This is a genomic window from Fenollaria sporofastidiosus (genome assembly GCF_943169635.2).
Lineage (GTDB): Bacteria > Bacillota > Clostridia > Tissierellales > Peptoniphilaceae > Fenollaria > Fenollaria sporofastidiosus.
This window is the reverse complement of sequence record NZ_OW968186.1, coordinates 151384-164509: the sequence shown is the minus strand read 5'-3', so window position 1 is coordinate 164509 and position 13126 is coordinate 151384. Positions and strand designations below refer to the sequence as shown.

The window sequence follows — 13126 nt, the reverse complement described above, 5'->3', positions numbered from 1 at the left end:
GAGAGAGATTTGAAAACTATTATATTAACAGCTACTGCAGGTGAAGGACACAACTCAGTAGCAAGGAGCTTATCCAACGAGCTTGAAAGCCGCGGCTTTGAAAGCAAGGTCATAGACATTTGCCAAATCAACAGCACTTGGCTTAAAGACGTTGCCAACAGCTTCTACAACATGAGCATAAATTACTTCCCGACTATTTACGGAGCTGCATACGACTCTGCAGATAAGAAGGTACAAGAGACAAACCCTGCACAGATACGTAAGCTTGCTCAAAAAACATTAACGGGAGAGATAAAGAAGTCCATAGACGAGTTCAAGCCTGACGCCATCATCGCAACACACGTTTTTGCGGCAAATATTCTAAGCGACTTAGTACTTGACGGCTTCTACGACGGCTTAACAGTTGGCATCATTACTGACTTCACTGTGCATCCATTCTGGGAAGACAGTATCGGCATTGACTACTTAGTATTGCCACATGAGGACCTTGACATACAGATGCACAGAAAAGAGATTGACACAACAAAGGCGCTTCACTTCGGCATACCTATACACAAGAAATTCTTCGAGCATCTCGACAAGAAAGAGATGCGCAGAAAGCTTGGGCTAGATGAGAACAAGGACACAGTTCTACTTATGAGTGGATCTATGAGCCATGTAAGAGTCGACAAAGCTTTGCAAAGAATCGACATCCTGCCAAACGACTTTCAGGTTGTAGTCTTCTTAGGCAAGAGAAAGACCCTTCTTAAGAGGATAGAGAGGATGAATCTAAGGCACTCTATAAAGATAGTGGGCTTTGTATCAAACATCGAAGAGTACTACAGCGCAGCAGACATCATCGTAACAAAACCAGGAGGACTTACAACGAGCGAGTGCATTGCTAAAGGTCTACCGATGATAGTTGTTGATCCAATACAAGGTCAAGAAGCGAGAAATGTAGAGTTCTTATCAAATCATCAGCTTATACTTGCTTCATCAAAAACGTATCGCGAGGTTGAAGCACTTAATACCTTTATGAACAATGACTTCGTTAGGGGCAATATACTAAGAAGCCTGGAGCAAAACTATAAAGATGATCCAGCAAAGAAACTTATAGATTTTATGGTGAGTAAACTTGAGAAATAAAAGAGAAGAATTAGATTTAATCATACAAGAGCAAGAGTATCCAAACCTTGCTTTTGCTTTTTATGAAGATAAAAAATATATGGTAAAAAATGAAATACAAGGACGCAAGCTTCGCCTAAGAACGAAGAGAAAGAAAAACGGCGCCTACCTTTGTGACGTTCTCGAAAGACTTGAAGCAAGTCCACTTGAGAAGGGGGCTCCATGCACTGCGCACGAAGAGTGCGGCGGCTGCCTATATCAAACGCTTAAGTATGAGGACGAGACGCGCATAAAGAAGGATATGCTCGCAAAGCTGTACAGGGAAGTTTATACTGGCGAAGTAGTTTTCCATCCATCCTTAGAAGTAGAAGGCTACAGAAACAAGATGGAGTACACCTTCTCTGATTGTGGTGACGAAGAAAGGACTTTAAGCCTTGGACTACATAAGAAGAAGCGCTTTTATGAAGTCGCCCCGACAGACGATTGCAATATAGTGCATGATGACTTTACTAAGATAAGGATTGCAACTCTTGACTACTTTAAGTCGAAGGGCATCACTTACTACCACAAGAAGCTTCACGAGGGAGTGCTAAGGCACCTTGTAATCAGAAAGGCATACTTTACTAAGGAGATACTTATCAATCTAGTAACGACATCCGACTATATCGCCCAAGACGATTTTATAAAAATGCTACTTGAGCTAGACATTGATGGCGAGATAAAGTCCATTTACCACACAAAGAACGATAGCCTCTCAGATGTCGTTCAGGCAGATGAATTAATTCTTGTTTATGGCAAAGAAGATATAGACGAAAAACTTCTTGGACTAAAGTTCAAGATAGGACCCTTCTCCTTCTTCCAAACCAACTCGAGAGCAGCACAGAGGATGTATAAACGCGTGCAAGAGCTCTTAGAGAAAGAAGACATGGACGTGCTCTTTGACCTATACTCCGGCACAGGAACCATTGCCCAGATACTTGCAAAGAAGGCGAAGAAAGTCTACTCTATAGAGATAGTCGAAGAAGCTTCAGAGAAGGCGCGTCTTACATGCAAAGATAACGGCATAGACAACGTAGAAGTTATCAATGGCGACGTGCTAAAAGTCATAGACGAAGTAGAAGAAAGACCAGACGCTATAGTCATAGACCCGCCACGTGAGGGAGTGCATCCCAAAGCTTTAAAGAAGCTGATTGATTACAAGGCAGAGAAGATAATTTACGTCTCATGCAACCCCAAGACACAGGTGAGTGACCTAAAAAAATTTACAGAGGCAGGCTACAAGATAAAATTAGTAGAAATTTTCGATAACTTTCCAAAGACAAGCCATGTTGAGAGCGTGGTATTAATGTCAAGGGTCGAAAGAAAATAGCCGTGAAAGCCTGGGATGACAGCGGTTTTCGGACAATCGTCCTAATTTGGTACAGGGAAGAGAAAACAGTAAACTTGAATTGGGTGTACTGAATAAATTTTTATATTTTTGTCATACTTATATCAAAGGAGGTTATTATGATTATTTTGAAAACAGAGAGGCTTATACTTCGCAACGTCGAATTGAAAGATGCGGTAGAGATGAAAGACTATCGAAATAATGCAATTTGTTCAAAATATCAACGTGGACAAACAAAAGATATGGATGGGATTAAAGCTCTGATTAAAAAATATCAATTCGAGACACTATCCGCAGATAAACCGTTTATTATGACTGTTGCGTTAAAAGCGACGGACGAAATGATCGGTGAGATTGTTGTGCTTCCTAATAAAGGGACATTTTCTTTGGGTTACACGATTTCCTACAAGCATCACAGAATGGGGTATGCTTTTGAATCGCTTTCCGCTTTGACGGATTATTTGCATTGCCTATACCCTTTAATGGGTTTTATCTGCTTCACTGAAATAGAGAATTATCCGAGCAGGCTACTCCTTCAAAAACTTGGATATAGGGATTTGGGGTATATCGAATCAAAAGAATCTGAGGTTTTTGGCAAGTGGTTAACAGAATCAACAGAAAAGGAAATACGTCTTGCTGTAAACCATTAAACGGAGAAGCTAATCCTTCAACTCCCACTTTTTAGGGCTTTCAATGAACTTCCGAAGACGTTGACATACATTCTCCGACATCATTTCTGGTGCCGGTTTCCCTCGCACAAGTAGGGCGAAGCTGCTATTCTTGAAGTACCGTTATCATCAGAGTAGTCTTAATACACGTGGAGACGGTAGCACTGCTTGTACGAGTTGCTAAGTAGTGTAGTAGAAGCAGATGTGCGTCCTATGCAAGGCACGCCCAAGAAAATGAGCAAGGTGAAGTTTGATTGGCTGCGTGCTACTGCAAGTATAGATGTGCTCTCAATAACAAGACTAAAAGTTATCGTGAGTAGATGACACTCCCGCGCGACGCTGTCCAAGAGCTAGGAGCAAAGCGACATGGCGATTGGAGACAGCGAACCGGGGAGTGCGTGGTATTGATGTCAAAAGTGCAGAGTCTAAAGGCTAGAAAAATCTCGAAATCTAAGACATCGGAGAGTTTAAGTAGATGAGTTTGATTTCAGTATTCTTCTTGTTATTGTTTTATTAGAAGTCATACATCAAGAAATTGTAGTATGGTTGAGTTTACAAAATCACAGCGGACAGGTGCAGTTGATGGGATAGATGTAAAAATTTATATATTGTAAAAACAATAATTATGCTTTTAAAATACTTAAGAAATAGAAATTGATAAACGTTGGCAAAATAATACGGAGTATTCATATGAGTAAGAAATACAATGATGTGAGAATAAATTCAATTGAAAGAAATATAAAGAATAATGCTTTAGACTATTTGGATCATATTAATAAAAATAAAAATGAGGAAGAAGTATTAAAAGTTTTAAAATATTCTGGTTATTTTGTTACAGATAGAAACGAAAAATTATTTAGTAACGATACTAAAAGTCTAATAAAAAATTGGGTTAAAGATAACCTTTCAGATAATAGTTATAAGAAATTTAGACGATTATCTAAAGAGGGTAATAAACTAAATAAAAAAAGAAATCAAATTAAAGAAGATATATTTAAAATTGAGCTGATGAAGTGTTCATATTTAGACTTGGTGGAAAGGTTTAATGATCAAATATCTATGAATTTAGATAAATTAAGTGAAGCTTCATCTGAGTATGAGCAAGAACAATATTTAGTTTCTAGCGAAAATATCATTTTAGGATTAGGAACATTGCTTAGAGATGGATTTAAAAATAACAAGTCGACGTGTTTTCAAAATACTGATGATAAAAATTCAAATGATATCCTAGTTTTAATTCAGTTACTCAATTTAGTAAATGATATAATTGTTAATTGGATGTTCGGAGATGTGGAAGTAAATACTGGATTATTTAATAAATTATATATTAGAGAAAATCATGGAATAATTACGGATAGAATATTTTCATTTTTAGAGTACTATAATTTAAATAATGCTAAAAATTTGAAAGATTTTGATAATGAAAATGAGATAATTAAATATTCGAATTCCTTTAGAGAAAAATTAAAAGAATTCTTTTATAGCGAAGACTTAACTGAAGAATACCTAGACATAAAACTGGAAAGATGGGTTTCCATCTACACTTATTTCTATAAACTAGCTATTAATGAGAAAAACGTACTAAAAATAGAAATAGAAAAATTAAAAAATGATTTACTTCAAAATAAATTTAGTGAAGCTGAAATAAAGGTTATTTTTAAGCATCTGGTATTTGGTCAAAGCAAAAATGATTTATTCTCATCATTTTTAATTGAATACAACAATTTTATACTTTTACTTCCGTCATTAATAAAAATGATTGAACCACTAAAAAGTGTAATGGTTCTTTTTACTAATAATAATGAAATATCGAAAAAGGGTTCAAAATATGAAGAAAACATACATAATTTATTATTGAGATACAATCTTAGTGCAATTAAGAATGTTAAAACAAGTAGTAATGGCGAGAGTTATGAATTAGATATTTTACTATATATAGATGATACACTGTTTGTTATTGAGTGCAAAACTCAATTTCAGCATGATAATGTGAGAGGATATTGTCGTAATATTCAGGAGTTAGATTATTACATTGATAAATTTAAACGCAATTTAAAATATTTTACCAAGGATGAAAATGGAAAGAAAAGCATTAATTCAAGACTTAAGGCTATTAATTGCAATATAGATAATGTAAATGTAGTCCCGATTTTATTAACAAATATTTCTTACTCTTTTGTTGAAAGAGAGGGAATATATATTTTAAATGATACAAAGTTATACAATTTTATAACTGCCAATCAGCCCGTGGTACATTATTTTGATAATAAAAATAAGGAATATTTCCGAATAGGGATGTTATCTCCAGAATTGTTTAGAAATAAAAAAGCAAATACATTTATTGATTTTCTTAGAAATAACAATAATTATGAAATTAGCCCATGTTGTGCAATAGAAGAAATTTTTTTAAAAGAGAAAATTTTTAAAAGATATAAATTGTATATTACACGGCAAAATTTCAACAAAGACACATATGATAGAAGAATAGAAAGGTACTGTAAACAAGAAGATAAATTTAATAGTATAAAATAATTTACTTGAATAGTTCTTAAGATATATTTTCACAAACAGACTCAGATTCATTAAAACATGTCTCAAAAAGTATTCTATGTATGGGACATTATAGTCTGATACTATTTAACGATAACCTTATGCTATCGTTAAATAGTTCATGGATATGTTCCTACATACGATCGTAGCTACTTGACATACTTAGTGTTCACTCGCTTCATGTGGAGACGGTAGCATTGATACAAAAGATGTAAATTTAGAAGTCCTGCATTTTAAGCAGTTTTATAAGCATTTTGTATTTGATAAAGAGGAAGAAGGATACGTCAAAAAGACTCAAAAAAACTACATGAATGTAAGAGTATTTTTGCAACTGGTATGAGGAGACACAAAGAAAAATTTAATAAGATAAACTCATTTTATACTTTCTACAAGAGTGGCTTAAAAGGCTGCTCTTTTTTTTTATTAAAGGAAGTAATGTTTCGTCACATCCTTTTTCAAAAAATGGAAAACTCATAAGCAACTTTACATATTCGCTTTTATAATATATAATAAAAGCATAAATGAGAGGAGGCGGACTATGAATACACTTAAAGAATATATACAAGAAAATTTAGTGATAACCAACAAAGAAGCAGAAGAACTTGGATATACTAGGCATAATTTATCAGTATTAACAAAAAGTGGACAATTAGAAAGATTGAGACCAGGACTATATCAACTAAAAGGGAAAGTAATAGACGATTTTGTTTTAATATCATCAAATAGTAATCGAATTATATTTTCCCATCAAACATCCATCTACCTCCACGACCTATCCGACAGAACTCCAAATGTATTTCATATATCTGTACCCCCAAGGTTACAATGCAAGTCATATCAAGAAAAGATATGAAGATCTACAAGTTCACTATGTAAAAAAGATTTATACGAACTAGGAAAGACAGAAATAAAATCACCACAAGGCAACCTTATTCCAGTTTATGATATAGATCGAACAATTTGTGACATCATAATCGACAGAGAAAAAATAGATAAGCAAATTTTCACAGAAGCCATAAAAAAATACTTTAAATCACCAAATAAAAACCTAAGAAGATTCATAAAATACAGTAGACTATTTAAAATAGAAGATGAAATTAGAAAATATATGGAGGTATTATCGAAGATTTAATTTTAAAAGGTTTTATTGAAGAAGATGAACAAAATCTTATTGACACACATAAAAGAATTAGCATTATAACGTTTGTAGTAGATGCATTAAATTAGCAGAAAAAACCAAAGAGTTTGAAAATGGAGCTATCATATATTGCAAAAGGAAAGCCCTCAAAGAAAAAAATTTATAAGTGACTAAAAACTAGATAAAAGAAGTGGTTTCAACTTATATAAAGTAAGATGATACTAATATCAAGGAGGAAAAAGCAATAAAAATTCAACATTATAAAAATATACAAATTTTAAAGGAGAAGAGTAAATATGGAATGGGATGAATTTATTGATAAAGTAAAATTTATATTGAGAAGATTTAATATAGATTATAGCGAAGATAGTATTAGTTATATTGTAGGTGAAAAAAGTTTTGAATTTAGTAAATCTGACTATAATAATATTAGCAATGATGCAATGAAATCGGATTTGTCACAATTTACAGTATCAAATAATAATAGCTATGAAGTTATTATTTATCAAACAAATAAAATGGTTCGAAGACTATTGCCGTATAAATTTGAGGAACGAATAATATTTACTAATATTAAAGATTCCATGAATAATATTGAATATAAATTTCAAGAAATATCAGATGTAATGGTATGGAATATTATTAAAGAAATAGACTTGGAAAGTTTAAAAAGAAATTTTATGATTTTTCCTCCTAGATTGCCAGAAGATGAAGGTGAAAATTTTTTTAATTTATTAAGAGTTTGTTTTAGAAATCCTTATTCATTAATTGTTTCATATAATAAAGATATTGATAAAAATAAACTTAATGATTATATTAATTCATTTTTATTTAACTTTTGCTATAACTATGGATATTCCTTCAGGATTATGAATAGCTTAGATGAATTATTAAATATTAGGTATAGGAATAAAAATAGCTCTTACAAAAGTGAAGAGTTAGATGCACCAAGATTATTATATAAACAAGACTTAACAGAACAGTACCATATGGCAGTATCTTCAGAAGATCCTTTTGTACAATTTATAGGATTTTATCATATTATGGAATATTTTTATGAAGAAATCTATAAAGAAGGTGTTGTTAATAATGTTAAAGAAATATTGCTAGATCCGGGATTTTCTACAAAAAGAAAAAAAGATATAATGAAACTTGTAGATTTAATTAACAAAAAAAGAACTGAAAGTACGGTAGGAAGTGAATTGGAAGCACTAGAATTAACATTAAGAAAGTATATAGATATTGAAAAGATAACAGAAAAATTGAATGAAATTAATGAAGACATTATAGAATACTATAAAAATAATACGGTTAATTTTTCAAATGGAGATGCAATAGATTTAATAGGAGACAAAAAACAAATATTTAAGAAGTTGGCTAATAGAATATATAAAACTAGAAATTCACTTGTTCACAGCAAGTCTAATGAAGTTAGATTGAATGAAAGAGGAATTTATAAACCTTTTAAAGATTCTAAAGCCTTATTAAAGGAAATACCATTACTTAAAGTGATATCAGAAGAGATTATTATAAAATCAGCGAGTGAATTATAGTATAACAAATTTAAGAGAAGATACATAAGACTAAAAGGTCTTGTATCTTCTTTTATGGAAGTATTGTCAAATTGATAGTGTAAAGAATTTGTGTATCATCCCTACTGATATGAGGTATTTTTGTAATTGCCATATTAGTCACCAGAACTACCTTTTGATTTATTAAGAAGTAGGGAATGGATCTGTTATATTTCTTTTGATAATTTTTCTATCTGTCTATTCATTGATTCAATTTCATTCTTGTAAATAACACCAGTTGTATTAGTAGCTTTTGCAATCTGGTTTATGTTATTTGTTACATTTGAAAGCACCATTGTAGGTTTCTAAATGGTTCTAAATCTACAACATAAATTTCTTTTTCTAATACACACTTTCTAAGAAAGTGGGACATAGTTTTGCGATTTGCAAGTTTAATTTTCTTTTCAAAAACTTCTTTTTCTTCTTTAGTTAGCTTAATTTCTATTCTTTCATTTCTAAATCTATTTGTCATTTTATTCTCCTTTATAAAATATATTTTGGGGTCTTAGGGTTCTCCCTAAAAGTTTGCCCAGCCAATAGTTTCCAATGAGAGTTTGCTCGAATTGATGAAACTATTAGGCGAGGGTACAAGGTAAAAATTGATAAAAAAAGAAGCAGATCCCAATAGGGCTGCTTCATCAATTTTTTTGTAAGTGTCCGTACACTTACTGTGCTTGCTATAAAAGCTATAAAAGAATGATTTGTAGAAAGCTTTAAGCATATCTGGATTTTATTATAACATATAAAAACAGATATTGATATGATTTTATGAACAAAACAAAACCATTTGGAGTATAATATAACTATTTAGAGTAGAGACACAAAGAATATTCCTGTATAATGAGAACAATTATAAGTTAGCAATATCTAACTTAATTATTTGTAAATTTTATGGAGGTATTATTATGAATCAAGAATCTCAAAACAACAAATTAAACGCTAAAGATTTAATAAATGTAGGAATTTTTACTGCAATTTATTTTGTTTTATATTTTGCAACTATGATGTTGGGATACATTCCTGTTTTTACGATTTTGTTGGGAATCCTTACACCAATTGTATGTGGAATACCGTTTATGCTTTATGTTACTAAAATAAACAAATTTGGAATGGTTAGTTTAACAGGAATAATCATAGGAATATTATTTATGGTTATGGGTAGTGGAATTTTAGTTTTGGTTTGTTGTGTTATCTGTGGAATACTTGCTGATGTTGTTATGAGAGCAGGTAAGTATAAAGATATAAAATTTATTATATTAGGATATTCTTTTTTTTCATTATTAAGCAGTGGATTTTTTGCAAGAATATATTTTATGAGAAGTGAGTTTTTGAAAACTGTATCAGAAGGATATGGAGCGGAGTATGCAAAAACTTTAGCTGAACTTACTCCAAATTGGACTCTTCCGGTTTTTGTACTTTCTTGTTTTGTTGGTGGAATTTTAGGTGGAATATTAGGCAGAGCTGTTTTAAACAAACATTTTAAAAAAGCAGGAATAGTATAATGAAAATGGAGATAGATTATATATTTGAAAGCAAAAAATCTATATATCTTGATCCAAGAACCAAAATTTTTTTAATGATAATAGTTACCACAATAATGACAGCCGGTAGTTCAGTAGGAATAATGTATTATATACGCTTTGCAACGCTTATCTTACCTTTATTGTTGTTAAGCATTGATAAAAAGTGGGATATAGTTTGCAAACTTTTATTAACATATAGTATCCTTTTCATATTGGAACTAAAAATATTACCGATATTGTCAGGATTAGGCTTTTTTATTTTGGGAGCATTAATAGGCATATATATAAGAATTCTACCGGGATTCATTATGGGGTATTATTTTATCAGTACAACAACAGTAAGTGAGTTTATAGCAGCAATGGAGAGAATACATTTGTCTGATAAGATTATTATCCCACTTTCTGTTGTATTCAGATTTTTTCCTACAATAAAAGAAGAATACTCATATATAAAAGATGCAATGAGAATGCGAGGCATTAATTTATGTGGCGATCCTGTTAAATTGCTGGAATACAGGTTAGTGCCACTTATGATTTCGATTACAAAAATAGGAGAAGAATTATCAGCTTCAGCATTAATTAGAGGATTAGATTCATCAGGAAAGAGAACCAATATATGTAAAATTGGATTTAAACTTTTAGATGTGTTATTAATAATATATTCATCATTGCTTTTCTTAGGATTTATCTTTCTATAATGAGGGTGGTGATAATAGATGATCGAATTTAGAAATGTAAGCTTTAGTTACGGTAATGTAAGTGAGAAGAAAGACAGTATATCAGAAATTAGTTTTTTTATCAAAAAAGGAGAAACGGTATTATTTTGTGGAGATTCAGGCTGTGGAAAATCTACTGTAGTAAGGCTTATCAATGGATTAATACCCAACTATTATGAAGGAAATATAGTAGGGGAAATATACATTAATGGTGTTAATTCGGATAAATACAGTTTGGAAGATATATCTAATATTAGCGGAAGTGTTTTTCAAAATCCTAAAACACAATTTTTCACTGTAGATACGACAAGTGAATTAGCTTTTGCAAGTGAGAACAAGGGAGTTTCTGAGACTGAAATTATTTCTAAGATAAAGAAAACGGTCAGACTTTTTAATATAGATAATTTGTTAGGGGAAAACATCTTTTCCTTATCGGGAGGAGAAAAACAAAAAATTGCTTGTGCTTCAGTTTCTGTTACAGATCCTGATATTATAATTTTGGACGAGCCGTCCTCAAATCTTGACAAACAGTCTACTAAAGATTTAAGGAATATAATAGAGTTATGGAAAAAACAAGGAAAAACTATTATTATTGCAGAGCATAGATTATATTATCTACAAGGTTTACTGGATCACATATTTTATATGGAATCAGGTAGAATAGTTGATTGCTATGATGATGAAAGCAAGTTTTATGAGCAACATAAATCTAAAATAAGACCGTTTACTTTAAGTAAGTATCCGATAGAGGTAAGAAAATTGACTGGAAGTGAAAATTTTATTCTATCAAATTTGAGATTTGCTTATAAGAAAAACAAAATGATACTTGATATAGAAAATTTACAATTTCCATTAAATAATGTTGTGGCAATTATTGGAGACAATGGTGCAGGGAAATCTACATTTGCACGCTGTATATGTGGCTTGGAAAATAAAGATAGAAGTAAAATTAAATATAATGATAAAATATTAAAGAAAAAGGACAGATTGCGTAATTGCTATATGGTGATGCAAGACACAAATCATCAGCTATTTACAGAAAGCGTAGAAGATGAACTGTTATTAGGGGCAGATAAAACTATAAAGAATGATATAATAAGTATAATGGAAGAACTTAATTTACTGGAATTAAGAGAAAGACATCCGATGTCTTTATCAGGCGGTCAAAAACAGAGAGTTGCAATTGCAAGCGCTTTGACATCAAATCGTGATATTTTGATTTTTGATGAGCCTACGAGCGGTTTAGATTTAAGTCATATGATACAGGTCGCTAATGAAATTAAGAAGTTAGCGGATAAAAAGAAAACCGTTATAATAATTACTCATGACTATGAATTTATAGCTACCTGTTGTAACTATGTAATTCAAATAGATAAAGGACAAATAAAAGAACAGTATCTTTTAGACAATAAGGGATTTGTTAAACTAAAAGAATATTTTTTGAACTGAGGTGATATGTTTGTTTGAAATAAATCAATTCATGTTAAAGCAAGGTATGAATAAAATTTGTGAAGATAGAGTTTGTGCAGTGTATGAAATGCAACAAGATAGAGGAAATGGTACAATAATCTGTTATCAGGTTTTTCCGGGAATTTCGGTGATGTATAATAATTTTCATGCCACCACAAACTCAAAACGCATAAAATCAGAAAATAATTGTCTTAGCATACATCACTGTAAGGAAGGAAGAATTGAATCAGAAACTATAAATGGAGATTATTTATATTTAGAACCGGGAGATGTTCTAATTGAAAAATTAGATTCAGAATATAGTACCTGTAGTCTCCCATTATCATATTTCCATGGAATAACTATTAATATTTCCTTGTCAGAGAATGTAGAGGGAAGATTGAATGAACTTTTAGGTTATTTTAATATTAATACTATGGAGATTAAGAATCTATTTTCATCAGACAATACTCCATTTGTATTACACAAGGAGGCAATGATAAATCATATTTTTGGAGAGTTATATATGCTTCCGGACAAATTAAAGAAGGAATATTTACAGATAAAAATAATAGAGCTGTTTATTTTGTTAAAATCTATTGATCTAACTCAGGTAAACAAAACACAACAGTATTTCTACAAATCACAAGTGGAAAAAATTAAAGAGATAAAAAGTTTGATTACAGACAACTTAGATAACCACTATACAATGACAGAATTAGCAAAAATGTATGACCTATCATTATCAGCTTTGAAAAAGTGCTTTAAAGGTGTATATGGGGAGGCGATATACTCATATTTAAGTAGTTACAAGATGAATGTAGCAGCCAGCTTATTGTTAAAAACAGATGAAAGTGTAACAGCAATAGCAGGGAAAGTTGGCTATACTAATATGAGTAAGTTCTCAGAGGCTTTTAAAAAGAACTATGGCAAAAGCCCGATGGAATATAGAAAAATAAATATCCAAACAGAGTAATATATAGCTATTCAGGGGAGCGAAATATATTAGAAATCTATAAA

The 13126-nt window shown here is 31.3% G+C and carries 11 protein-coding genes; 10 read left to right on the top strand and 1 reads right to left on the bottom strand.

From position 1 onward, the window contains the following. Positions 1 to 9: 9 nt before the first annotated feature. The 6 genes from KO172_RS00865 (at position 10) to KO172_RS00840 (ending at position 8400) form a co-directional block, all read left to right on the top strand. Entirely contained in the window at positions 10 to 1125 is a 1116-nt protein-coding gene (locus KO172_RS00865; RefSeq protein ID WP_215491708.1) for an MGDG synthase family glycosyltransferase, read from the top strand. After that, positions 1115 to 2473: a 23S rRNA (uracil(1939)-C(5))-methyltransferase RlmD gene (gene rlmD, locus KO172_RS00860; RefSeq protein WP_215491707.1), complete on the top strand. Its 1359-nt coding sequence runs from the start codon at positions 1115 to 1117 to the stop codon at positions 2471 to 2473. Before KO172_RS00865 ends, rlmD begins: the two co-directional genes overlap by 11 nt. A 137-nt stretch (positions 2474 to 2610) precedes the next feature. After that, entirely contained in the window at positions 2611 to 3141 is a 531-nt protein-coding gene (locus KO172_RS00855) for a GNAT family N-acetyltransferase (protein ID WP_215491706.1), read from the top strand. Between the two features lie 708 nt (positions 3142 to 3849). Further along, complete coding sequence (locus KO172_RS00850; protein WP_215491705.1) at positions 3850 to 5691, top strand: hypothetical protein; 1842 nt, start codon at positions 3850 to 3852, stop codon at positions 5689 to 5691. Between the two features lie 556 nt (positions 5692 to 6247). Further along, a complete protein-coding gene (locus KO172_RS00845; RefSeq protein WP_251320100.1) occupies positions 6248 to 6562 on the top strand; it encodes a type IV toxin-antitoxin system AbiEi family antitoxin domain-containing protein in 315 nt (104 codons plus the stop codon). Between the two features lie 581 nt (positions 6563 to 7143). Beyond that, a complete protein-coding gene (locus KO172_RS00840; protein ID WP_215491704.1) occupies positions 7144 to 8400 on the top strand; it encodes a hypothetical protein in 1257 nt (418 codons plus the stop codon). A 295-nt stretch (positions 8401 to 8695) separates the two neighbouring features. Here KO172_RS00840 and KO172_RS08290 read toward each other — a convergent pair whose 3' ends face one another. Beyond that, positions 8696 to 8890, bottom strand: coding sequence for a plasmid mobilization protein (locus KO172_RS08290; protein WP_445080625.1), 195 nt, complete (start codon positions 8888 to 8890; stop codon positions 8696 to 8698). 433 nt (positions 8891 to 9323) lie between these two features. Here KO172_RS08290 and KO172_RS00830 point away from each other — a divergent pair, with 433 nt between their 5' ends. The 4 genes from KO172_RS00830 to KO172_RS00815 are packed head-to-tail and all read left to right on the top strand — an operon-like array spanning position 9324 to position 13082. Then, positions 9324 to 9920, top strand: coding sequence for an MptD family putative ECF transporter S component (locus KO172_RS00830; RefSeq protein ID WP_215491703.1), 597 nt, complete (start codon positions 9324 to 9326; stop codon positions 9918 to 9920). Continuing rightward, on the top strand, positions 9920 to 10639 hold the full coding sequence (locus KO172_RS00825; protein ID WP_215491702.1) for an energy-coupling factor transporter transmembrane component T: 720 nt from the start codon (positions 9920 to 9922) through the stop codon (positions 10637 to 10639). The genes KO172_RS00830 and KO172_RS00825 overlap by 1 nt, the downstream gene beginning before the upstream one ends. Positions 10640 to 10657: 18 nt before the next feature. Continuing rightward, on the top strand, positions 10658 to 12106 hold the full coding sequence (locus KO172_RS00820; RefSeq protein WP_215491701.1) for an ABC transporter ATP-binding protein: 1449 nt from the start codon (positions 10658 to 10660) through the stop codon (positions 12104 to 12106). A 10-nt stretch (positions 12107 to 12116) separates the two neighbouring features. Further along, positions 12117 to 13082, top strand: coding sequence for a helix-turn-helix domain-containing protein (locus KO172_RS00815; protein ID WP_215491700.1), 966 nt, complete (start codon positions 12117 to 12119; stop codon positions 13080 to 13082). Positions 13083 to 13126: the final 44 nt, after the last annotated feature.

Bases quoted from the DNA above. Each gene is read 5' to 3' on its own strand.
- KO172_RS00825 (WP_215491702.1), top strand. From the start codon at position 9,920: ATGAAAATGGAGATAGATTATATATTTGAAAGCAAAAAATCTATATAT.
- KO172_RS00820 (WP_215491701.1), top strand. From the start codon at position 10,658: ATGATCGAATTTAGAAATGTAAGCTTTAGTTACGGTAATGTAAGTGAG.
- KO172_RS00845 (WP_251320100.1), top strand. From the start codon at position 6,248: ATGAATACACTTAAAGAATATATACAAGAAAATTTAGTGATAACCAAC.
- KO172_RS00855 (WP_215491706.1), top strand. From the start codon at position 2,611: ATGATTATTTTGAAAACAGAGAGGCTTATACTTCGCAACGTCGAATTG.
- KO172_RS00850 (WP_215491705.1), top strand. From the start codon at position 3,850: ATGAGTAAGAAATACAATGATGTGAGAATAAATTCAATTGAAAGAAAT.
- KO172_RS00830 (WP_215491703.1), top strand. From the start codon at position 9,324: ATGAATCAAGAATCTCAAAACAACAAATTAAACGCTAAAGATTTAATA.
- KO172_RS08290 (WP_445080625.1), bottom strand. From the start codon at position 8,890: ATGACAAATAGATTTAGAAATGAAAGAATAGAAATTAAGCTAACTAAA.
- KO172_RS00840 (WP_215491704.1), top strand. From the start codon at position 7,144: ATGGAATGGGATGAATTTATTGATAAAGTAAAATTTATATTGAGAAGA.